The organism is Gimesia panareensis, from assembly GCF_007748155.1.
Taxonomy (GTDB): domain Bacteria; phylum Planctomycetota; class Planctomycetia; order Planctomycetales; family Planctomycetaceae; genus Gimesia; species Gimesia panareensis.
In genome coordinates, this window is sequence record NZ_CP037421.1 from 5,752,825 (window position 1) to 5,779,036 (window position 26,212).

7 protein-coding genes are annotated in these 26,212 nt (G+C 52.8%); 3 read left to right on the plus strand and 4 right to left on the minus strand.

Annotation, left to right across the window (positions count from 1 at the left end; translation table 11 throughout):
* Positions 1-277 precede the first annotated feature (277 nt).
* Together Enr10x_RS21485 and Enr10x_RS21490 are read left to right on the plus strand one after the other, a co-directional pair.
* Complete coding sequence (locus Enr10x_RS21485; protein WP_232093087.1) at positions 278-3,979, plus strand: [protein-PII] uridylyltransferase family protein; 3,702 nt, start codon at positions 278-280, stop codon at positions 3,977-3,979.
* A 267-nt stretch (positions 3,980-4,246) separates the two neighbouring features.
* Entirely contained in the window at positions 4,247-4,570 is a 324-nt protein-coding gene (locus tag Enr10x_RS21490) for a hypothetical protein (protein WP_145451319.1), read from the plus strand.
* 91 nt (positions 4,571-4,661) lie between these two features.
* On the opposite strand, the gene Enr10x_RS21495 is transcribed toward Enr10x_RS21490, so the two are convergent.
* Positions 4,662-5,981: a sulfatase family protein gene (locus Enr10x_RS21495; protein WP_145452754.1), complete on the minus strand. Its 1,320-nt coding sequence runs from the start codon at positions 5,979-5,981 to the stop codon at positions 4,662-4,664.
* Positions 5,982-6,534: 553 nt separating this feature from the next.
* Between Enr10x_RS21495 and Enr10x_RS21500 the strand changes: the two genes are divergently transcribed.
* The gene (locus Enr10x_RS21500; protein ID WP_145112531.1) at positions 6,535-6,888 is read left to right on the plus strand and encodes a hypothetical protein; all 354 of its coding nucleotides are present in this window, start codon (positions 6,535-6,537) and stop codon (positions 6,886-6,888) included.
* A 72-nt stretch (positions 6,889-6,960) separates the two neighbouring features.
* Here Enr10x_RS21500 and Enr10x_RS21505 read toward each other — a convergent pair whose 3' ends face one another.
* From Enr10x_RS21505 to Enr10x_RS21515, 3 genes are all read right to left on the minus strand, one after another.
* Positions 6,961-7,710, minus strand: coding sequence for an endonuclease/exonuclease/phosphatase family protein (locus Enr10x_RS21505; RefSeq protein WP_145112533.1), 750 nt, complete (start codon positions 7,708-7,710; stop codon positions 6,961-6,963).
* A gap of 13 nt (positions 7,711-7,723) precedes the next feature.
* Positions 7,724-8,509 (minus strand): hypothetical protein, encoded by a 786-nt coding sequence (locus Enr10x_RS21510; protein WP_145451320.1) that lies wholly within the window; start codon positions 8,507-8,509, stop codon positions 7,724-7,726.
* 226 nt (positions 8,510-8,735) lie between these two features.
* Positions 8,736-25,826 carry a choice-of-anchor Q domain-containing protein gene (locus Enr10x_RS21515; RefSeq protein WP_145451321.1) on the minus strand — a complete coding sequence of 5,697 codons (17,091 nt, stop codon included), beginning with the start codon at positions 25,824-25,826 and terminating at the stop codon, positions 8,736-8,738.
* Positions 25,827-26,212 lie beyond the last annotated feature (386 nt).

Here is a 26,212-nt window from a genome sequence, read left to right on the forward strand (position 1 = left end):
CCTCGTTCCAGACTAGAATACAGCCTGGGGAAAAGCAACTGGAAAGCAGGGGCAGCCCCCCGGTTCGATTTACTTTAATTTCAATTGAAAGAGTTACTTCTTTTGCAGTCCGGACGATCTTATAATAAGGTTACATTTCGCAGCACTTGAACCAGACAGGTCCCCTCCAGCCAACGCGGACAGGAGAACGACATCAGTAGAGTGTTCACTCAAAAGACCCCTGGATTCTCAATATCCTGAATCTCTGAATTCATGACCAACAGGTTCTGACAATTTTATGAATAGTCCCGTCTTCTATGACAACCCGGAAATACTCCTGGACCAGAAATATTCCGTCACCGATCCCGAAGTAAAACAGATCCTGACCGGCATCGGTTTTACAGATCAGGAACGCGCTCTGATCCGCATGCGAGACATGTGCACAACATCCCGCATTCGTGAAGAATTGACGATGATCCTGCCCACCCTCCTGCAGGCACTGACCGACGCCGCCACTCCGGACGGCTCCCTCATCAATTTCGAGCGGTTCATGAACAGTGTTTCTGAACCGGAGAAAATGCTCGACTTTCTGACGCAAAACCCGCGCGCAGTCGAGATTCTGGTCCGGCTGTTTGTCGGCAGTCAGTTCCTCACGGAAATCCTCCTCAAGAACCCCGATTACCTGGAGCGTCTGACCCGCTACAACCGCATCGCCGAATTCAAAAGTCAGCAGCAGTTCTTCTCGGAAGCGATGGCCATCATGCGCCAGGAAACCGGCTCGATCACTGAGAAATTTGACGCGGTTCGACGCTTCCAGCGCTGGGAACTGCTCCGCATCGGGGCCTGTGATACTTTTGGACTGATGGATCTGAAAAATATCACCGTCCAGCTTTCGCTGCTCGCAGACGGACTGGTTCAGTCCTGTCTGACGGTGCTCTCTGAAGAAATGGAGCTGCCCGTCGACGACTTTGCCGTACTGGCTTTCGGCAAACTCGGGGGGGAAGAACTGAACTACAGCTCGGATATCGACCTCGTCTTCATCGCCGGAGAAGATTCCACGAAATACTGGCAACTGGGACAGAAACTCATCAAGTCGCTCATGGAATCGACGGCCGAAGGTTTTCTCTACCGCGTCGATATGCGATTGCGTCCCTGGGGGCGCTCGGGAGCACTGGTAACTACCGTCGATGCTTACGTCGACTATTTCGCCAAACATGGTCGCCTCTGGGAAAAACAGGCCATGCTCAAAGCCCGGGTGATTGCCGGCAACCAGAAACTGGGCATTGAATTTTTCCGCCGTATCGAACCCCAGATCTTCAACTGCGCCCCGGAAGAGGTCCGCAAAAATGTGCTGGACATGAAGCAGCGGATTGAGCAGACACTGAAGAAAAAAGGCAAAGAATGGGGCGAAGTCAAATCTGGTAAAGGCTCAATCCGCGATGTGGAGTTCACAACCCAGTACCTGCAGATGGCCAACGGTGCCAAATATCCTTCCATCCGCAGTATCAATACACTGGACGGGCTCGTGAGGCTCGTCGATCATGGCCTGATCCAGGCCGACGAATACCGTCACCTCACCAGTGGCTATGTCTTCTTCCGCAAGATCGAACACGCGCTGCAGCTGATGCATTACAACCAGGAACACCACATGCCCACCGATGAGCGGGAGCTGGCCTATCTCGCCCGGCGGCTCGACTTCCAGGATGGCAAACAGCTGGTCCAGTACTATGAGCAGCACCGCAAAGCGGTCCGCAGTATCTATAAGAAATACATCTACGATCCAGCCGAGAACAAAACCGGAGAAAGAGCGGCACAATCTGAACAGGACAGCAATCCGATCGGCATGATGGCCGCTTCTTACACCAAAGTGTTCAATGAAGCAGAAACCGAACAGCACAGCCAGATGGCCCGCAAACTGAGCGAGACGAATATCGTTGAACTCGAAACAGAAAAACGGCCCCACAACCAGCTGCGGCTGACCATGGTCGGCTTCGACCAGACCGGGGACCTCTCCCTGATCTGCGGCCTGTTGTTTGTCTATGGATTTGACATTCAGAAAGGGCACCTGTTTACCAATCAGAAAGTCAAACCTGCCGCTTCCTCTTCCAGTCGATCTTCCAAACCAAGTGAAAAGACAAAAAATACCCGCAAGTTTGTCATCGTGCTGGACGTGATGGCCTCTGGCCCCGCCGTTGAACCGAACGTCTGGACCGATTATCGCAACGATCTCTCCGAGCTGCTGCATAAAGTCGAATCTGGCAATACCCAGGAGGCAGTGGGAGAACTGGCCAAACGCGTCGCCGCCGGTCTGCACGATCTCGCACAAGCCAGCCAGGTGCTCTACCCCGTCGAAATTGAAGTCGATAACGAAACCGATAACAGGCACACGATCCTCAGAATCCAGTCCGAGGATACCATCGGCTTTCTGTATGAACTCACCAATGCCCTTTCGATGAGTGGGATTGATATCGCCCGCATGGTCATTGATTCCGAAGGCACTAAAGTCAGTGATGTGCTGTATGTCACCGACGACAAAGGCGAAAAAATCAGTGCGGAAGCCCAGCAGCAGGGTCTGCGTGCCGCCATCGTTCTGATTAAACACTTCACCCATTTATTACCCCGCTCCCCCAATCCGGAGTCGGCACTGCTGCACTTCCGGGAGTTCCTGGAGCATCTCTTCAAACAACCCAACTGGGTCGAAGAAATCTCCTCGCTCGAACGGACCAGCGTGCTCAGTGCCCTGGCCCGTCTGCTGGGGGTCAGTGATTTTCTCTGGGAAGACTTTCTGCGTCTGCAGCATTCCAATCTCTTCCCCGTTGTCGCGAATGTGGAAGAACTCAAGAACCGGATTCCGCTGGAGGAACTCAAAGCCGAGATCGCGGAAGAACTCGCCGAAGCAACAACCCCGGAGGAACAGCAGGAACAGCTCAACGCTTTCAAAGACCGGGCCATGCTCCGCACCGATATGCGACACATTCTGGGGCATATTTCCGAGTTCGGTCAGTTCTCAGATGAATTGACGGATGTCGCCGAGGTCGTCGTCGAGGGAGCCTATGACGTCTGCAACCAGCAGCTGCAGGAACGTTACGGCGATCCACAACTGGAATCAGGCGGTCCTTGCCATCTGTCGATCTGCGCCCTGGGGAAATGCGGAGGACGAGAACTTGGATTCGCGTCTGACATCGAACTCATGTTTATCTATGAAGGCACCGGGCAGACTACCGGCCCGGAAGTCATCACCAATAATGAGTATTACCTGAAGCTGGTGGAAAAATTCACCAAGATGATCAAAACCCGCAGTGAGGGAATTTTCCAGATCGACCTCAGGCTCCGACCCTATGGTCAGGCCGGCAGCCTGGCAGTTTCCGCGGAAGCCTTTCAGAGTTATTTCTCTCATGAAGGCGCCGCCTGGCCTTATGAACGTCAGGCACTGGTCAAACTTCGCCCGATTTCCGGTGACGAAGAATTCGGAAACCAGATCGTCCGCATGCGGGATGAAATTATCTATTCCGGCAAACCGTTCGATGTCGCCGCCATGCTCGCCATGCGCGAGAAACAGATACAGCAGCTCGTCAAAGGGGGGACCATCAACGCCAAACTCGGTGACGGCGGGCTGGTCGATTGCGAGTATCTGATCCAGGGCATGCAGATCACCTATGGCCATCGTAATCCCGGTCTCCGAACCACAAATACGCTGGAAGGCATTGATTCACTCAAGAAACTCGGACTGATCAGTCCCGACGACTTCCACAAGTTGCGTAACGCTTATATTTTCCTCCGCAGACTCATTGATGCGCTCCGCATGGTGCGCGGCAACGCCAAAGACCTCACGGTCCCTCCCCAGGATCAGGAAGAATTCGAATTCCTCGCCCGCAGGCTTGGTTACGGCTCACATACGGAAAAACTGCAGGAAGAAATCTCATCCACGATGGATTGCGTTCGCGATTTCAGCCGCCTGCTCGCGCCGATCAAGGCTTTGACCATCCGCACCAACGGCTGACTCTGCTGCGGTTTCGCAAATCCACTTCGTGAACTCTCAGGCAGGATCCGCCGGTCCATCTCGCTTTTCAGGCTCACATTGATGGCACTTTTATCAATTTGAGCACAGTTCTGATCATAGTCTGCTTTAACTAAATCTACTTAAGAATAAATAGATAAGAGACTTACGACGCAATCCATTTAATTGGCACAATCGATGCTTTTTAACATTCCTCAGACGCGGTCGCAAAATCAAACACTACCGGAAACTCTTTTAGGGAATGGAAAGATGAAAAAGTTCATGATCGTTTGTGTCGCTCTGGCAGGATTCGCAATGGTCGGACAGACCTCCACAGCGGAAGCAGGAGGAGTGAATTTCAGCGTGAACCTGGGCAACGGGTACGGCGGCTACTACGGAGGTTACGGCGGTTATCGGGGTGGATACCGTTCATGCAGCCCGCGTTCCTACTACTACGGTAGACGCCATGCATACTGGCACAATACCAGCCACTACGATTACCATCCGGGGGGATTTTACCGGCACGGAAATCATTATGACTATCAGCCCCCTCACTATGACTATCATCAGACAGGACACTGGGATCATCACTAATCCCACACTTCCTGTTCTTTAAAAGTGGCGCGAGAAGCCAGGACAGATCGTCTCCGCGATCTGTCCTGGTTATCGTTCTGAACACGTCAGCTCAACGGGATTCACCATCCCACCAGGCATTGGTCAGCTTTAACAGCTGCTTCACCCGCTCCGGATGAGAGGCTGCCTCATCATGCTTCTCGAATGGATCCTGAGCCAGGTTATACAGCTCGGGCTTCTCTCCCTTGAGTCGGGGGCCAGGGAAGATCGCTTTCCATTCTCCTTCGATGCACCAGCGGTACTTCAAGCTTGTTTTGGGATCATCGATATCCACCATATCGTGTTCGAAGATCTCTCCAAATATCGCCTTGCGGTCTGTGCGGCCTCCATCCTGAATCACTTTCAGCAGATTGATGCCCTCCATCTCCTTAGTGGGCTTTAAACCAACCGCATCGAGCAGCGTCGGAGCCAGATCAATACTGCTGACCAGTGTATCGTATTCCGCCGGTTTGATTTTACCCGGCCAGCGGACCATGATCGGTGTTCGCAGTCCCCCGTCATAGGGGCTCCGCTTCGACTTGGGAGCATAACGGAAACGGCGTTTCATCTTCTTCCGTTCCGCGTCCGATTCAGGCACATACTGAATCCAGCCGTTGTCGGTCACATACACCACGATCGTATTCTCGCTGAGATGCTGCTTGTCCAGATAATCCAGCAGTTGACCGCAGGTTTCATCGAACCAGTCGACCATCGCATAATAATAGGACAGCTCCACCGGAGTTTCCGGATTGAGGTATTTCTTCAGAATACGCTGCGGGGGATTGTGAGGGGTATGAGGCAGGAAGGGAGCGTACCACAGAAAAAACGGATCGTCCCCGCATTGATCAATGAATCGATAGACCGGCTGCATCCCTTCCCGGCCGATCTTCAATCCCAGGTCGCCATGACGTCCTCCACGTTTGGGATCGCCATGGGTCATCGACGAAGTAAAGCCAGCCAGTTTGGGATTGCCTTCCCACCATTTACCACACTGGAAACTCTTGTATCCCAGTTCTCCCAGCATCGCAGGCAGACAGTCAACACTCCGTACATGTTTGAGTAGTTTCTGGCGATCGGTGCCCTTCGGTGGATCGTTCCCGGTGATTTTATTCTGATGGGGATACAGGCCCGTAATCATGGTCATCAGACTCGGACGACATAGACTGGTCGGCACATATCCCCGTTTGAAAACCGCACTCTCAGCAGCCAGTTTGTCCAGGTTCGGGGTTTTGATTTGATCGTGGCCCATGAAGCCATAATCGTTCCAGGCCTGGTCGTCGGAAATAATCATGACAATATTAGGATGGCGGGAGGCAGCTTCAGCCAGCACCTTCCGCGGGGCATCACAGGCCCCCCAGATCACCAGCACCACCAGCAACAGTTTGTGGAACATTTTCACGAGGAAACTCCTTTAGATACGAGCGCAATCAATTTCCTGAAGTTAAAATCAACGCGACAGGATAGACGTTTTGTGTTGGACATTTATTTGGAAAAAATTCTTTAAATTCCCCAACGCTGAACCTTATAATGACGTAAAGATCTGCAGAAGGCATACACACAGATCCCAACCTGATTCAATCCATCCTACCAATTACTTCGCTAAGATCAACACCTAAAAGAACTTACAGTCAAGCACATTCCCGGAAATCCGACACCACTCAACTGAACTGGCCCACCCTGGTTCAAGCTGTTTTCATCCGGAATGAAAAGGGTTCATAATCCGTTTTTTTCAAATGAGAGATTCTAGATTCGAAATCCTTGGGTGCGTTGACAGCGTGGAAACTGAGTATTCTAATGTAGTTACACAATTTGTTGAGACTCGAAAACTTGAACTTCTTGTGATACGGGGCAACCACTGACCGAAGTTTCCGGCTGGCTCAAGCCAGAGCTTCTTAAGTTAACTGTCACTTACTTTTTAGAAGAATATGAGGAATTTTATGCGGAAAATGACTACTGTAAAAGCAGCGTTACTGTTTGGCCTGGCGATCGCCGGACTGACTCTGATCTGTGGTGAAAAGCAGGTTGAAGCTCGTCCTAACTTCAAAAAGATCTGGGCGGAAACATATCCCAACTCCAAAATGCTGATTTCCAAAAAATGCGGTATCTGCCACCCTGGCAAAACCAAAAAGGAAAAGAGCGCCTACGGTGAAGCCGTTGGTAAAGGTCTGGACAAGCGGAAAGAAACCGACAAAGACAAGATCGTCAAAGCGATCAAAGCAGCTGCAAAGATGCCAAGTCCTGTCGAAGGCAAAACGTTTGGTGACTTCATCGAAAAAGACGAAATGCCACCAGCAAAATAAGTCAGACCGGCAATTCGAGTGCTGAGTACTTGAATGCTGAATGATCAATCGAAAGCGGAGTAATGACCCCCGTCATTGCTCCGCTTTTTTTATCGACTCACTGGCATGCTCGTTGAGATGAAAATCGATCACCAGTGGCAAATGATCTGACGCCTGTCGCGAGAGTTTAGAACGCGCCACCCGCGCATGTTTGACGCCAATCGAACCACGCACAAACGCCTTATCCAGTGTGCCCACAGGCATGTAAGCAGGAAACGAACGAAAGCGGGAGGGGGGCGTAGTCACTTCCTGGAATTCATGCTCTGAGAATGTCCCTTTCGCCAGCGTGTTTCGCCAGTCGTTCGTATCCCCCACGATCAGGGATGGATAGTCATTCCCTTCCTGAAACAGGCGATGTGTCAGCAGGTGATTGATCTGCCAGTGGCGTTCTTTCTCAGCCAGCCCCAGATGAAAATTGACCAGCTGAAACGGGCCTTCAGGCGAATCGATGACCACAATCTGCGCCCCTCGGGCTTTTCGCCATTTGTTGGTCAGAGAAATCTGATGCTGTGTCAGGAAGGACCAGCGGGAGAGAATCAGATTTCCATACCCGCCTGTTTTCAGCTTCACGTTCAACTGATAGAGCGACTCTGCCAGATTGAAATAATCGGCAAAGATCTTCGGCTGATTATTAAAGCGGGAACGTTTGACGTTGCGATCCACTTCGTGCAGGCAGATGATATCCGGGTTTTCCTGTTCGATCACGCCGATCACCCGTTCCAGCTGATAACGACGATCACGCCCCCCGATCCCTTTATGAATGTTATAGCTCAACAGTCGCATATTTGAATTGTTTTTACTTGCCTGTGAACAAAGCAGGAGCGACCTTGATCACTCCCAGATCATTATTACCGGGTTTAATTTTAAGCTTCAGACGTCCCCGTTTCCAATCCTCCCGGGCGGCCAGATAACCGGCTTTTTCGTGCCAGAGCTGAAACTCCCACTCCCCCACGGGCAGATTCCGGATCTGAAACCGTCCCGTATCGTCTGATGTCGCAAAATAGGGATGATTCAACGCCACCAGCCAGCCTTCCTGCCAGGGATGAATACTGCAGCTCATCCGCAGTGGTAGTTTTTCTCCACTTTCAAACTGATGCGAGAGTTCTTTTCCGGGAGGCAGCAACTGATTCAGGCTCATATTGCGATAGGCTTTCACCTGGAAACCATGGGCACACAGATCCTTGTTGACGGCCTGCAGCTTCTGTCGTTTTACCCACAGCCCGGCCACATGGGGCTGGAAGATGCAGCCTTTATTCTGGATGGTAACGGTCTCAGGCATCTTCAGGTAATCGAGGTGAATCAAAGAATCCTTCAGTTTGGATTCCCGCAGGTAGACAAACACATTTGCCAGGCCGCCGTCTTTCCCGGTTACCAGTGACTGATCGACGATCAGATCATCGAATTTACCACAAATTTCCTGATCGCGACTGATCTCCAGTTTTTCCGGCGTCTTCCGCGGACCGGTATGGATAAACTGCCCGGTCAGTTTCCCCCATTCTGCAGCCAAAGCGGTTTCGGTCAGATGCACTGCAAAACACCACACCAGCAGGCAGCCCGTAATGGCTGGTTTCCATCGATTCAAGGTCTCGATCTCCCCTCAAGTCACAATCGTAAAGCAAGGCCCCGCAAGCAGCACCAGCTCACTCAGGGTGTACCTCTCTTATCTTACCGCCCTGCCCCGCTGGAGGAAAGATGCGCCCTGCTACTACCTGCAAATAAAAATGCCCCTCTGCAGTCAGCGAACTGCCGCAGAGGGGCATTACTTTGAGTGTCAATTCATTCCCGCGGGAATAATTGGAAACGTATCCTTAGAACAGGGGGCCTTCCCAGTTACTGAAGGCATCGTCCATCGTTTCCTGATCCAGCTGGTAGTCAGCTCCCAGATCCAACTCATCATCAGCATGGGCGAAGACCAGTTCCCGATCATCGGTCTCGAGATCGAAGAGTCCGTCTTCATAGTCTGCAGAGTACAGATCTTCCAGCAGACTGCCATCCAGGATCTTGCGATCAGCCACCAGGTCCTGATCGTACAGTGAAGGCTGAATCGCGTCGAAGGACACAGTCTGCGAAATGCCATCCTCTGTATTCTCTTCTTTCGATGGCGTGATCACAGCTGGAGCAGCCATACTGACGGTCGATTCTGCCACGAAGGTCTGTGCCGCTTCGGTGCTCTGAATCAGAGTCGGCTCAACCGGCTCTGAAGTCGGTACCGAGTTGGTTCCGTAAATCGGGCTCGGTGAACCGCTGCCGGAACCACCCGAAGCACTCGCATAAGCTTCGAGCAGCATCTTCACGTCGAGATCAGAAATCGATTTGCGAACACCGGGGTCAAGCGTGTCATTCATCAGGTCATCTGCGATCGCAGGATCATCGATGTGCAGTCCTGTTGAATCCAGATCAACCGTGAAATCGGAGCCGACAAAGGTCAGATTTCCACTGCCGTCTGCCTGAACCAGGTTTCCGAATCCGGCATAGTAACGGGTGAACCCGAGAACGTGTCCGATTTCGTGCAACAGTACGGTATACAGGTCGTATCCGCCGGCCGTAGGAGCATCGGTCAGATCGACATTCCAGCCTAAGCCGTTCGCGTCGTCATCGATGACCACCCGTCCTGCCACCGGAACTCCGTCCACATTGTATTCCGTGGTCTGACCAGAGCCTAACTGGGCAGTACCGAAGTCCTGGACGATGACCTGGACGTTCAGAGGCTCATCCAGCCCCAGAGCGGTCTCCCAGGTATCGACGGCTGCTGCTACGACCTCGTCAATCGTGTCATCACCACTGTTAACTTCCAGTTGTGTTCCGATCCACTTCTGACCGAAGTTCGCGGGGAAGTTGACCTCAGTGTTTCCACTCTTCCGTTTGTTGTAGTTGGTAGCCAGGAAGGTCAGGTCTTTGAAATCAACCCGACCACTCTTGTCGAAGTCCAGGGCGGCTGCAAACTCGGAAGAGGCATTGAGCACTTTCTGGTTGTAAGCCGATACGAAGAACGTCAGATCGCGGAAATCGATCGCATCATCGTCATTGATATCGTAGATCACCGGATACAGGTCTGTTTCAGGCAGCGCCCCGACATTCGCCGTGACTTCACCCACACCCGCAACACTGATTTCCGTATTCTGAACATCCAGTCCCAACTGCAGTGGCTTCAGAGTCAGATCGGAAGGATCAACTTCGACCTGATCGTTGGCCAGAGCTTCGAACTTGATCCGGGCCAGCAGAGCATAGCCGGTCCCACCGACATTAGACTGGATGGTGCTGCCACCCAGGTTCCGGACAACCCCCGCCTCATCGTCGATGACCACGGTGCGGTTGAAGTTGAAGTTTGAACCGAACTCAACTGAAGTCGCCGAGAAGTAGGCTGTGTTGTAGGCGATATTTGTCAGCACATCGGAAATACCAAATCCGCTGGCGGTATCAACCCAGACTTCAACCCAGAACGAATCCCACTCGTCGACCCAGTCAACATTGCCCGGCAGAGCGAAAGTATGCCCGTCGCTGGAGACCACGGTACGATCTTTGACGACCGAAATCTGGATGTTGGTCTGTTCGTCCACGACAGTCGAATCACCACCGGTACCATACAGTGGAGCGGGCGGTGGTGACTGCAGTTCGACGGCCCCGATATCGGTAATCGCAGTGGCGTCATTATCCCCATCCACCGGACGGGCATGACCACGCTGATCGACCAGCGGAGCACCATTGTTACGGCCAGCATCAATCGCCGCACTGCCGAACAGCAGTGTATGCGTCCGAGTAGGACCACCGTTATCCAGCAGGATACCCAGATTGGGATCTACCGGTGAAGTCAGAGATCCGATGATATTCCCATTCAGACCGTCGGTCAGGCCGGTTGCTGTATCAATGTTGCCGACCAGGTTATTGAAGCTGGATGCCGTATCATAGTCACCACCCAGATCGTCATTCCCCTGGGCAGCACTGTTGCCAGCCACAATCGTATTGAACAGTGTCACAAAGGCACCAGTATCATTCGCGATACCACCACCAGTACTGTCGGCCGTATTCAGGGTCAAGGTGTTGTTAATCACCGTCAATGTATCAGCATTGAAGATCGCACCGCCACGTGATCCGGAATGGTTCTCCGAGAAGGTCGTATTGGTAGAGACGGTAGTCCCTTCGTTAAAGATAGCACCACCACGGCTGCCGGACGCGTTCAGATAGAACAGCGACTGGGAAACGTCAAAGGTGGCCCCGGGTGCAACATAAACCGCTCCCGCACGTGCATCGGAGGTATTCCCTTCAAAGGTGGTGCGTCCCACAGTGGCTGTATCAGTATACTGATAAATCGCACCGCCCTGGAAGCCGGCATGGTTGTAGAGGAACTGGGCATCCTGAATATCCAGCGTCGAGGCACTCACGATCGCACCACCCAGGAAGTCCGCATTATTGTTACGGAAGATAAGCTGATTCAGTGTGGTCGGTCCCTGAGCCAGGATCGCACCACCGTCATCGGCATCACCGTTTCGCAGTTCCATGTTCGACAGGTGCAGATTCACACCACCCGATGTTTCGAAAATTCGATCCAGCTGATGGGCATCGATAATCGTGGTGCCAGCCCCCTGACCAAAGATGTTGACATCGTCTTTGATATCGAAGTCGCCCGTGGCGTTGTTATTTTCACCACCTCCCGCAATCGAGATATCATAGATTCCCGGCAGCAGGATGATGTTATCGACACCAGCAGAAGCATTCGCAGCATCGATGGCTTCACGCAACGAGGTCAGGCCATCAGTGGCATTGACGATGTCAGCCGTTGTATCGACCACGATACCGTTTTCCACGATCGTGCCCAGGCCCTCTCCGTCGGCAATGTTGGCATTTACCGCACCGGACAGGTTCACGTAGAAGGTTTCATTTCCTTCATTCGGAACACCATCGTTGTTGACGGTAACCGTGATGGTCTTGCTCGTTTCAGTGGCTGAGAAGTTAATCGGCACATTGGTGAAGGAGACATAGTCTCCATCGCCGACTGTGGCCGTTCCGTCCGCTGTTGAAGCATTCACCGTCACCGGAGCACCGGCTGCCTGAGACAGCGAGACGGTAAAGGTGAAGGCAGTTGTTGCTCCACCGCCATAGTTTTCTGTCAGGGTCACATCACTGATCGAGAGCAGAGCATAGTCATCATTCTCAATCGTACCGATGCCCGTTGCATCTGCGATTGTCGCATTGCTGCTGGCATTCGACAGTTCGACGCTGAAGGTTTCATCCGCTTCAATCGCTGTGTCACCATTGACAACTACCGTAACCGTCTTTTCGGTTTCTCCCGGATTGAAGGTAATCGTCTGCAGGGGCAACTGGTCGTAATCCAGGTCGGCCAGGGTCGCAGAGCCATCTGCGGTCTGCAGATCAACAGTCACCACACCTGCGACGGGAGTCGCCAGTGAAACGGTGAAGGTAAAGTTGGTCGATAGCCCCACAGGACCTTCCATCTCCGATACATCATCGATCGAAATCGAGGCTTCATCATTCAGAATGGTTCCCAGCCCCTGATCATCGGCGATCGCCGCCCCGTTCGCATTGAACAGGTTGACGAAGAAGGTTTCGTGATCTTCTACATCCGTATCACCATTGACAAGCACCCGAACCACCTGGGTTGTTTCACCAGCTGAGAAGGTAACTCGTCCGGTCGTGAAGGCATAATCGATACCTGCGACGGCGGTTCCATTGGACGTTTCAAAATCAACGGATACTTCATCCACATTCGCGTTCGACAGCGAGACCACGAATTCAAATTCGGTGGTTCCGGAATTGGTTTCTACCTGGCTGACATCAGTGATGCTGATCGTCGGCGTGACAATTTCGTAAGCACCGATATCGCTGGTCGTGTCAGTCGGACGCAGGGCCCCTCGCTGATCGATGTCAACTCCATCGGTATTGTCACCGGCATCAATCGCCAGGCTGCCCGGCAGCAGAGCGTGGGTGAATGTCGGGCCGCCATTGTCCTGCAGCGGACTCAGGAACGGATCGATGTGTTGAGCATCCGAACCGACAATGTCGCTGTTGAATCCATCTACAAATCCAACCGAATTGCCACGGGAGCCAATCAGGTTGTGACCTTGTGAGGTGAAGACCCCTTCTACGTCGTCTCCACTCACCAGAGCCTGGTTACCGGCCACAATGGTGTTTTTCACATCGACGGTGGCCGTATCAGCGACAGAGTGAATACCGCCGCCTGAACCTTCGGTCGTGTTGTTGTAGATCGTGGTATTGTTGATGGTCAGCTCACCACTGTTGTGGATACCACCACCTTCTTTGCCCGCTTCGTTGCCGGAGATTGTCACGTTGGACAGCTCGATCGGGTCTTCGTTCAGCAAACCACCCCCCCGGGTTCCGGCAAAGTTATTGGAAATGGTGCTGTTGGAGATGGTGACCGTTCCCGAACCGGCTTCCACACCTGCAAAGGCGTCTTCTCCGAGCACGATCATCGGACCGGCATCCAGCATCTGCCCCAGTGACTGAGATGGTTCCGGGGATGTGAGATACTGCACATCGGGAGCCAGGAGTGGATACGAATCCGCTGCTCCCAGATCAACCACGTACCCCAGATCCGCCAGGCTGCCGATTGTGATCGCACTGATCGGGTTGGCTACTCCTGAGTTCAGGAATCCGGTCATCAGCTCATTGTCCAGATCCGTTTCAGACCAGTGGGCATCAGCCGTACCTGGTCCACCATTGGTTTCCAGTGGAATCGCTGTGACGCTCCGGCCCAGGAGGGCATTGTACTGGGCAATCGCATTTGTACCCAGGAAACTCGATGCGGCAGTTCCAGCTCCCTGAATCAGCCCCAGACTGTCCCAGATAGTACCAAATCCGATGACGTGTCCCATTTCATGCAGGATCACATCCACCAACTGACCACTGGCTTCGAGGCTGGCCACGTCGGCACTGTCGAATTGCATTACACCAGTCGCTGGAATGAAGGTTCCCGTACGAACTGCTGTCGGTCCGGCCTGACCCAGAATACCTCCCACGCCATCAATGGCTGGTGCGGAAGCTTCAATCCGCAGGTCGTCGACCAGTCCGATTCCAGAGATGATCACATCGGGAACGTCACCCAGAATGATTTCGCTCCAGCGATCGGCGGCCTGCTGGAAAATAGCCTGCTGGCTGGCCGTCAGGCTGGTATCAGTAAACACGACGTCAATGTGGTACTGAGATGTCGGTGTCGGATCAGGATCGGGTACATCTCCTCCGCTGCCCCCTTCACCATTACCCACAGCCACTTCAGCTGAGTTATAGACACCGCCACCGGCGACAGTCGCGGTATTGCCGTCGATTGTCGTGTCGGTTACTTCCAGGGTACCACCAGTGGTGTTATAGATACCACCACCGTTTTCAGCATTGTTGCCGGTTATCGTACTCAGATCGATGGTCGCTGTACCGGAATCGTTATTGAAGATGGCTCCCCCATCAGCGATTGCAGTATTGTCGTGGAAGAAGCTGTTCGTCATGGTGACGACGCCATTGTTGAACAGGGCACCACCCCGGTTTGCCAGGCTGTCCCTGATCTCAACATCTTCCAGTGTCAGATTACCGAAGTTGAGGATAGCTCCCCCGTCTTCAACCCGGGTTACATCGCCATTCACAAGCGTGACGCCCCGAATGGAGACGTTGATGCCACCGAAGATTTCGAAGATACGATCCAGGTTGTCTGCATCAATAACGGTCTTACCGGAACCGGCACCAATAATGGTCAGGTCATCGGTAATGTCCAGGTCGCCCCAGTAAGCGTTGTCTTCGCCCTGGCCGAACAGTGACAGCGTGTAAACACCGGTTCCCAACAGAATCGTGTCAGCACCAGCACGAGTATTGGCTTCAATAATGGCTGCCCGCAGTGTACTCTGCCCGTTGGCATCCACGCTGACACCGTCGCCAGGAGCAGCATCTACCGAATCCCCGAATCCGGTGACGATATATCCGGATTCAAAAGCACCGATGTCGACGATCAGTGAACCGTTTCCATCACCATCGAACAGACGGGCAAATCCTCGCTGATCGTCGGTAGGTGCATAGAAGTTATTACCGGCATCACGGGCCAGACTTCCCCCGAGCAGTTCGTGGGTGAAGGTGGCACCACCGTTGTCCTGCAATGCTCCCAGCCCCGGGCTGATGGGCGTTGCAAAAGAACCGACCAGATCACCATTAACCCCATCAGTGAAGCCGGTGGAGATACCGCCAACTCCAATCAGGTTGTTGCCCCGTGAATTGTAGTCACCACTGACATCCGGCCCTGGTGCAGTCGTGGAATTACCGGCGACAATCGTATTGGCCACGGTGACAAAACCATCGACCTGGTTAAAGATCCCCCCACCGGTAATTGAAGAGTTATTGAAGACCGTCACGTTGGTGACTTCAACACTTCCTTCTTCACTGTTGAAGATACCACCACCATTGTTGGCAGCCCCGTTTCCGGAAATCGTGGCATTGACCACGCTGGCCTGAATGATGGAGTTATTATACAGACCACCGCCATCACCTGAGGCGACGTTGTTAGAGACAGTACTGTCGAGCAGATTGAGCTGTGCCCCGTCATCGTTATAGATACCGGCACCATTCAGAGCATTGTTTCCATCAACGGTCGTCCGCTCGACTGTAATTGTTGCATTCGCGGTATTAAAGATACCACCACCGTCACTGGTAGCAGTGTTTTGCAGAACATTCGACAGATCCAGGTTGATGACCCCCAGTTCCTGGTTGTAAATACCACCACCGGTGACAGCCAGGTTGTTGATAAAGGAACTGTCAAAGATATTGACGGTCCCTTCTTCCTGATCGTTGTAAAGACCGCCACCAAATCGCAGAGCGTCACTGTCGCGAACAGTCGTACCGCTGACGGACAGGGTGATACCGTAGTTGGCCATTGAACCACCGTCTCGATCGGCGGAGTTGTCATCAAAGTAACCATTCGTAATCGTGACCTGACCACCGGTCGCATTGTAGAGACCACCACCATCGAGGTGAGACGTGTTGGTCAGGATCGAGACTTGAGTCAGAGTCGCGACACCACCATCGTTGTAGATACCGCCACCACCCAGGGTTGAAGTGTTCCCGGAAACGGTAGTCCGCGATACCGTCAGTGCAGCCGCTTCTTCATTGAAGATACCACCACCCTGGTTGGCCGTATTGTTGTTCACCTTGCTGTCAGTAATGGTCAGGCTGGCCAGATCGTTGTTATAAATACCACCACCATCGAGTGCCGCGGTATTGCCGGAAATGTCACTGCGGGTAATGTCGATGGTTGCCTGCAGGTCATTATAGAGACCGGCACCATCACCACTACCAGTGTTCCCCGTCACTGCCGAATCTACAATCGTCACCTGTGATTGATCGTTGTTGTAGATACCAGCACCGTCAACAGCGCTGTTGTTGGAGATGTCACTGTTGGAAATATTCAATGTTCCCTGCAGCCCCAGTTCACCGTTCAGGATACCACCGCCGTTTAACTCTGCTGTGTTTCCGTCGACGGCCGCATCTACGAGAGACAGAGTACCGATGTTACGGATACCACCACCGCTGGCACCAACGGCATTACCACCGGTCACCGTCAGCCCCTGCAATGTCAGGTCAGTACCCGACAGGACATCGAAGACACGATCGTCTACCAGTCCGCTGGCATCGATAATGGTCTGGCCGCTACCCGCCCCCAGAATGGTGAGAGAGCCGGTGAGATCAGTAATGTCCAGGTCACCCGTGAAGGCAGAATTTTCCCCTGTACCTGTCAGCGTCAGAGCATAGGTCCCTGCCCCCAGTACGATCAGAGAATCGCCTGCCAGGGCATTCGCTTCCATAATGGCTGCACGCAAGGTGATATTACCATTGGCATCGGCTGCAATCCCGTCACCAATGCTGGCATCAACCGTATCCAGATCGCTGTTGACGAAGAAAGCACCGTATTCGACAGCCCCGATATCCACGGCTGACCCCAGAATTCTCTGTGAGCCGCGTTGTTCCAGAGCATCGGTGTTCGCGTTAACACCTGCATCGATGGCAACACTTCCCAGGATCAGGGCATGGGTCAGTGTGGGACCACCATTATCGGCCAGATTCGAGTCCAGGACGAGCGTAGGATCGGCAACACCCAGAATGTCGGTTCCCCCCAGTCCGGTGGCCGTTCCCACGACACCAACCAGGTTTCCACCCAGGCTGTTATAATTCCCCTGCAGGTCGGCATCGCTGGCAGCCGAGTTGTCCAGGATCAGATCGTTCTGCAACGTCGCAATTCCGGAGTTGGAGATTGCACCACCCACGGTTCCCGCAATGTTCTGGGTCATGGTGTTGTTGATCGCACTCAGGGTGGCAGTATTGCGGATGGCACCACCGCTGCGTGCAGCCTGGTTTCCGGAGAGGGTCGTATTGGAGAGCGTCACATTTCCTGTCGCAGCGTTGAACAACGCACCACCATCACGCTCCGTAGTATTGCCGGACAGGGTACTGCGTGTTACCTGCAACGAACCGGTATTCCGGATACCACCACCGCTGCCGACAGCACTGTTATTTGAGATGGTACTGTCAACGATGATCATCAGGCCCGTGTTGTTAATACCACCAGCACTGTCTTCAGAAACGTTGCCTGTGACTTCGACGTTCGTCAACGTTGTTGTACCACTGTTGCGGATCCCCGCACCGTCGGCACTGCCGGTCAGCGCACCGTTGGTAATGGTCAGGTTTTCCAGGTTCAGAGTCACGCCGGCAAAGACCTGGAAGATACGGTCCAGGGCACCGGCGTCGATAATCGTGACACCAACCCCCTGCCCGCGAATGGTCAGGTTATCTTTAATATCCAGGTCACCTGTGGCGGACAGATCTTCATCGGCACCGGCAATGCTCAATACATAGGTACCAGCAGCCAGCTCGATCACGTTCGAACCAGCCAGAGCATTCGCTTCCTGAACCGCGGCACGCAGAGTCTGAGACCCCGTGGTCCCATCACCGACAACCCCATCGCCGGCAACCGTATCGACACCGTCCGTCAAGACGGGGCTTCCACCGTTCAGATCGATTGTTGAACTGGCTACCCAGGACTCAGAAGCATCGGCCAACATTGGATCGAGCGTGGAAACGCTCCGGATGTTGGAACCGGCTGCAACTACGGTCAGAGTGTAATTTCCATAGATCTCTGTGACGGTAGTCAAGTCGATCTGGTATTGGCTGCCGCTGACCGGAACCACGGCCAGACCAGTCAGGTTGACGTTCTGACCATTCAGCGTCAGATTGAAATCGTTGATGTCAACACCGGTGACAGCCTGATCAAAGGTCACAGTCACGATACCGGCATTTGTGACCAGGATGGCCGGCAGATCTTGAATCGTCGCGACCGGCCCTGTCCCACCGGTACGCCAGCTGTCAGAGGCTCCGGCCACAAACGTATTTCCAGCCAGGTCCTGAATCGATCCATTTGTCAGCAGATTCAGCGTGTAATCGCCGTCCTGTGTGGTTACGGTACTGAGGTCGATCTGGTAGGTAGATGCATTCAGGGCTGATACAGACAGGGCTGCCAGTGAAATTGGAATCGGACCACTGCCGTCGTCCAGCAGCAGTTGAAAATCGCTGATATCGACACCGGTCACATCTTCAGAGAAGTTGATTGTCACAATCCCGACTGCCGAACCGGACGGACGGGGATCCGGGGTAATGTCCTGGATACCGGCTGTGGGAGCAATGACCTCCACACCTTTCTGCCAGGTTTCTGAGGCAGGTCCGGCGACTTCATTGCCGGAGATATCCTGAACCGCAGATCCTTCCGAATGATAGGTCAGCGTGTAGATCCCGTTATTGTCAGCCAGCGTCCCCAGGACGATCTGGTACTGCGATGCAGTGACCGGAACCAGTGTGGCAGAGGTGGTTGAAAGATCAATGACATTGCCATCGGAATCAGTCAGAGTAAAATCGGACAAAGCCAGACCAGTCACAGCTTCCGAGAAATTCAGCGTGACTGTAAAACCGGGATCTGTCCCCGGAGCGACCGGGTCTACGACATTCACAAACTGGGCAATCGGTGACAGTGTATCATTCAACCAGCTGTCACTGGCGTTGGATGCCAGGGCATTGCCGGCCAGGTCGGTAATCGATGAGCCGGCTGCATTCAGGGTCAAAACATAATTTCCAGACAGGCTGGTCACTTTGCTGATATCCAGAATGAACTGGCTGCCTGTCACTTGAGTCAGCGTAGCAGGAGTTGACGCCAGGTTAATCGGCGTTCCCCCGTCAATGGTGACGGTGAAATCGCTCAGGTCTACCCCCTGCACATCTTCCGAGAAGTTAACTACTACTTCGCCAGCCGCTTCGCTGCGTGGATCGGGTGACACATCAACAATGTCAGCAGTGGGAGCCGTCGTGTCGACGGTGAACCGCTCCACATCACCAAACATCAGGAAGTTTGTGGGAGAATTTCCAAAGAGTGGAGAATACGGGCTGATGTATTTGGCATCAGTAATACTGCCATCATTGATCAGTCGTAACTGATATTCCCCTTCCCCTCCGGTGACCGAGCTCAGATCCAGCTCAAAGGTCCGGGCATCGATCTGCGTCAGCATGGAGGAATTCAAAGCGACAGCCACGTTATCCCGCCACAGGATAAAGTCGCTGATATCAACCCCATTCACATCTTCGGTAAAGGAAATCGTGATCGGATCGGTAATCGCACCAGTTGTCGGATCTGGTACTGCAACCGAAAGGTCAGCCATCAGGAAGGTGCTGGTTGAGGGCAGCAGGAAGCTGTCATCATCCGGAACCCAGGTATCCCAGTCGAAATTCTCTTCACCAAAAGTGGTTCCATAGACCCATTCCGTCAGGAACGAATCCCCCGACTGAAAGCCGTTACCAACTCCGTCAAATCCCTGGGCGATCCGGAAGGTGCTGACCCCCATGCCGGGATACAGAAATGAACCCGTTAAGCGGCTTTGCTCGTTATATGACCAGGTACCAAAGTTTTGCCTCACATTTCCCAGAATCGATCCTTCAGTACTGCGTAATGTAAAATTGAAAGCGTCGATCACATCGATATAGAACACTCCGTTGACCGGACTCAAGCGTTCGGCGATAGAGCTAGTCAGGGAAAAGCCAAGCTCATCTGACCGGACACCTGTAATTTCCACAATACTTCCTGAAGTCAGGCCATGCGCCGTAGTCGTCGTGATCTGGATCGGTCCGCCCGGTGAGGAGAGGAAAGCGGTTGCGACCGTACCGACGGCAGTCGGAGCCGCATTGGGTGCACTGAAGGGAGCGAGGTTGGTTCGTGATGCAACTCGTTGTGCGTTACGACGACGGGTGGCAGACCGGAAAGGTCCATCCGGGTTCGGTGCTGGTGATCCATTAGCCAGTCGAGACTTGAAGACCGGCTCGGAATTGTCATAGTAGGCACCGAAGTTCACAACGTTGATCCCGTTTCCGGTATTTCCTTCAAATACCAGGTTCAACCGGGCCAGTGGATCTCCTTCATAAGAACCGGTCACACGGAAAGGAGGATTCGCGTTGGCATCCCAGTTAGCAGTGGTCGTATTGGGATCCACGGTCGAAGTGAATGATTCGACATAGAAGTCTTCACCGAAGTTACCTTCGAACTCGTTATTGGTCACAGACACGTTCGAACGACCGTCACCAAAATCACTCCCCTCTGCTCCCGTACCGGCATCGGTACCCGGGGCATGGCTGAACCAGTCAGTATGCTCTCCTGCCATGGTACCGATCCGCAACACCAGACCAGTGGAGGAAAAGTCAGAGTTCACCCCGTTATCCTGAATGTAGTTCGTATTGATATTCAGCACCATATCGGCATGGGAACTTTCAACGGCCCCCGTGGCATCCAGGGTGGCCAGGCTGTCCGCATCCTGGTTCTGTCCCCGGGAAGCAGTCGTTACCACATAAAAGCCTTCCAGAGCATTGGAAACGATGCGGTTGGCCCCTTTTTCGGTTCCATCACCAAACACGATATCCGAATCAGCCTGCTCTTCCGTCTGCAGGTCGACTCCGCGACCACCGTTGTTGTCGATAAAGTTACCGATGGCTGTCAGACTTGTGAGAGCGTTGCCACCAATTCTGACATCGCGAACAACCCCATCTTCGGTGAACAGAATTCGATTCGCAGCCAGAATTTCCAGACCGTCCGCTGTGTTTTCCGTGATGATATTTTCACGCAGGAAAATGGTCTGACTGTTGGAATTGATATCCACCCCCTTACCGGTATTGAAGGCAATCAGGTTATTATCGAGGGATGAATTGAGGCTTTCCCCGGTCAGTTCAATACCGCCGGTGGAGTTAGAGAGCACCGAGTTATTGGCGATTTTCACATTCCCCTCGATCCGGTCCTGATTCGCTGCGATCTGGATCCCGTCACGGGCGTTGCCCTCAATCATGTTACCGCGATCTTCGCCTGTGATGGGATCGACACCGTCCAGACCGATGAACAGCATATTCCGATTACCGATGCGACCGGAAATCCGAATCCCATGATAGCCGTTGTTGCTGATTGTATTTTGAATCCAGGTACCAGACACATCACGACGGTCCGTTCCGAAATAGCTTGTATCTGTAGTCCGCGTGGTCAGTTCAATCCCGTTGCGGTTGTTCAAGGTCAGTTGGTTATTGATCACGTCCGCATAAATTGTGGCATCCGCTTCCGCATGCAGACTGAGACCGTCCCGAATATTGGTTGAGATAATGTTGTCTTTAATCTCGAAATCGGTCGTGGTCAGGTTCCCGTTCTGGGCCAGGATATCAATACCATCACTGTTGGTGGTAATGATATTATCGTGGATCATCACAGCTCGTTCTTCGCCGACGATCGGGTCAATGACAGCACGTCCCACGCGGGCATCGTCTTCCCGGTGGAAGTTCACCCCGTCACCGGTGTTATTGGCAATCACGTTATTGGAGATCTCTGTCCGGTCGATAATCGTCGATTCTTCAATATGAATCCCGATCCCGTGCCCGGCATTCCCCAGACCTGCGGTGCTGTTGGCATCGGTACCCAGGTAGTTGCCATCGATGGTCAGATCACGCAACTGGTTAAAGGCTTCGAAGCTGACGTCGGTACCAATCAGATCGACATAGATCGCATCACCGGCAAACGGTGTGGTCACATTGTTATCATTGCGGGATCCAGTGATCGTATTGTTGGTAATGCTAATGTCGCCAGCAGCGGTATCCTGCATCGTGACAGCCACACCGGCACCACGGTTGTCATCCATCGTATTGCCGTCAACACTCAGGCTGAAATCAACACTTTTCAGGGTGGTCGGATCTGCAGCGACCAGGTTAATCCCCTGGGTCTGGTTGGAGCTGATCGTGTTACCGACAATCTCGCCGTAGAATGAGGTATACATCTCCAGATCGATTTCGATACCGGCCCCAAAGTTTCCGGTGATGGAGTTACCACGAATCCCTCGCAGGTAGCCACCTACGGTTGTGGTTTTCACGGTCATGCTGGCCCCGGTCAGGTTCGTATCGTCCACGACAATCTGGGGAGTGTTGATCGTTGCCAGGTTTCCGACATACTCAATTTCGAAGCCGGTATCGGCAGTGCCCCGTACCAGAACATCACCGGGATTCAGCGTGGGAAGTGCAACCAGCGCTGCGATAATTGCAGCGGCATCCGCATTGTAGGCAATTGCTCCCGTAGTCGCACCATCAAAGGTCAGGGTAAAGTCACCCGCGGTCGGTGTTCCAGCGACGCTGATTTCCTGGACTTCGTTGATCGTCGTCCCTTCTGCGATTGTGGTCACTGTGGGAACCACAACCAGAATACCACTGTCATCGACCAGAATGGTATCGCCGGGAGAATTAGCACGGAAATCTCCGATGAATTCCACATCAAAGCCGCCGGTTAACGCAGAGCCGGTTACCAGAACATTTCCGGCACCGATGGCATCCAGACTTTCCAGAGCAGATTGAACTTCAGCTGCAGTCGCATCGAAGTTCAGCACGACCGGACCATTGGTGCTGTTGACGGTATCCAGAGTGAATGTTCCACCGCCGGGAGAGTTCGGAAATGAAATCGTCTGAATTTCATTATCGCCAACCCCCTCGGTCGTCGTAGAAGTGGTGACCGAGACGTTCGGCTCTACCAGGGCCGGATCGCCGGTCATCGGATTGATGGTAGCCAGATTAAAGTTCCCCACAGCAGTGCTGGGGGTCACGTCCAATGGATAAACATTGGCCACGATCAGAGGCACGTTGGCCAGCTCGAAATCTCCCTGGAACTCAATACGGAATCCGTTGACGTAATCACCCGTCACATCGAAATCATCACCACTGGTCGCAATACTCAATGCTTCCAGTGCGGCATCAATGTTCGCAGCTGTCACAGCCGGGTCGGTATCAATGATGATCCCCGCCGTCTCTTCTCCCTGGAATGTCAGTGTGAAAGCAGCTCCCGTAGGAGGATTGGTAATATCAACATTGTTCGCGGCAAAGGTAAACGGAAAAGCGCCCTGGGTATTCTCGAAATCCAGCGACTGGATTTCATTGACAGACCCGGATCCCTGAACCGGGGTGCCCATGATGATATTAAACCGCATGCGGTCGGCATTGGTGGCAATCTGGTCGATATCGATATTCGCCAGGCTTCTGGAATCCAGGAAGATGATATCGTAGCCATTGCCGCTGACGGTCACGCTGACCGGGTTATCGGTATAGCCCAACCCGAAAGCGATCCCGTTCAGAGCGGTCTGAATATTGGCAGCACCAGTGATACTGGGAATGGAGTCCGTATAGGGCAGCGTCACGTTCTGTCCCAGGAATGTCAACTGGAATGAACCGAAGGTCGGGTCATTGAATCCCAGCATGGCCAGATGCTGATATTCATTGAACTCAATCGTAAATCCACTGGTGAAATCACCGGATACGATAAAGTCTCCCACAGTACCGGTTTTATTCGTGGAGGAGAACAACGCTTCCAGAGCAGCGTCAATATTGGCAATCATCGTCGCCGGGTTGGTACTGACGGGAATCGCATTCGTGGTTTCTCCCTGGAAGGTCAGAGTGAAAGAACCACCTGTCGGTGTCACATTATTTCCATCGACATCCTGGAAAGTGATAATCTGATCGACCGGTTTATTGGGATTGAGTTCTGCGGGTCCCTGGTTCACAACCAGGAACAGATTCAGTCCGCTCGTATCCACAGTAATCTGGGGAATATCCAGGTCGTGCATGCTGCGCGAATCCAGGAAGATAATATCGAAACCGGTGCCGGTAGAAACCACCTGGATCGGGTTGTCCTGGAAAGGCAGGTTTCCATTTCCATCTACAAAATCAAAAGCGATCAGATTCAATTCTGCTTCTAAATCTGTTGAATTCATGGAGGTGTAAGGCAGTACCACCGAACTTCCCAGGAAGTTGATCTGGAACGTACCAAACGCAGGTGTGGCTGACAGTTCCAGGTGCTGCACTTCGCTCACGTTGCTCAAGGTATCCTGAGTCACGGCGACTGAAGCCGGTGTGCTGTTGAAACCGCTGGCATTTAAGGTCAGCAGATTCTGGTTTTGTCCACCGGCAGCATTCACGAACTCAACTTCAAAACCATCCTGGAAATTACCATTCACCAGAATGTCATCGAAATTGATTCCGCTAAAGGCATTGACCATCGCCTGCTTCACCTGGGAATCAGTCGCCGTTGACAGAATTCCCGCGGTGGTTTCAGTGATTCCGTCTCCGCCGGTGTAGGAAATCGTGAAGGTACCACCAGAGGGTACACCAGCGAACGTAATCAACTGGACTTCATTGCGTGAAGAGGAAAAGTCAATTTTATCGGTCGGTCCCGGAATCCCGGCATAGGGAGGCACACCGGGTGCCCCGTCCCCGGTAGGTACCGGGTTGGTTGTGGAAGGAGTGAAGTAAATACCATGACCGCTGTTGTTGGCGATGCTGTTATCTGAAATATCACCACTCAGATCGCCGTCGGTCTGGTTGAAGACAATCCCGTCTCCGGAGTTGGATGAGATGGTATTGCCGGTAATCGAAACAAACTGATCCACGTTGTTCAGATCGAGGCGAACCCCGTCCCCAGCGGTATTGCCCGTTATCAGGTTAGAGTGAATGAACAGCTCAGTCAGCAGTGCTGCCCCGCCGGCAGCAGTATCGTCCACATTGATCGCCACGCCCTGAATGCTGTTGTTATTGGTCAATCGCAGTTCTTCCGCGATCGAATCCACAATGTTCACACTCACGCCATCGTTACCTGACGTGCCTGCGATGGTGTTGTCTGCCATCGTGGTGTGACGCAGGACAGAACCGTCTGCCACGTCAATCGCCACTCCGTCGATGGTCGAACGACGCACTGAGGTCTCCTCAACCGTCGCAGCACTCAGCCCGAGAGTCACACCCGCACCGGCCTGACCGGAAAGCGTTGAATCAATGATGTTGAATTCATTCAAGGTGACATTCGTCAGATCAACATTGAAGGCGTTCCCGAGACCGCCTGTGATGGTCGAACTGTCGACTGCTATCGTATCAGCCAGCAGATTCGAGAGCTGAATGTCAACGCCCACTCCCGCGTCTGCATTGATCGAAACATTGTCGAACAGAATCTGGAACGGGTCAGTAAAGGTCAGATTATCCAGATCGACTGAAACAGCAGATCCCGTGGTGGTATCAATCGTCAGATCCTCAAACAGGATCGTATCAAAATTCGAGATACCATCGGCATCAGGGTCCAGGACCGAATTATTGAGTGTCAAACCCAGCCCGGGAGTAATTTGATTGATAATCAATGAGGTCAGAAGGGTTCGATCTTCTAATTGCTCAACAGCAATCCGGCGCTGAATCCGCTGACGCGCCATAGAAGGACCACTTCTCAGTTGGAGTCGACGACGAGGATTTAAGGTCGCCTTACGGCTTTTTTCGAAAGCAACTCGCATCGACTCAACCCAAGATGTCAGTAACATCTGCTGTCTCCCATAAACTCTAATTTACCACGGCATTGTACTGCAACTGGTGTAAGAATGCTGCTCTTTTCACCTGATTTCAGTACGAACCTGAATGCCAGTCTGTGTTGTATTGTTGGTTGTTAATCTCTGAATCTGTTTTTCAGATTTCTGCGAAAATTTGCCTGTTATTTTCTACCCAGGCCCACATAACTCTCTATTTTCACGTAAACACAGAAATCCAGACTTTGATGCTAAAAACTTGTCTGAACCGATGTCAAAGAAATTTGCACAAAATAGGTAAAATATAACTGGTGGATTCCACTTATAACAATCATGACAGCGCCAAAAATCAGAGTCTGTCGCTGCATTTTCCCTGGATTCCAGAAACGATGGGGACCTCTGGC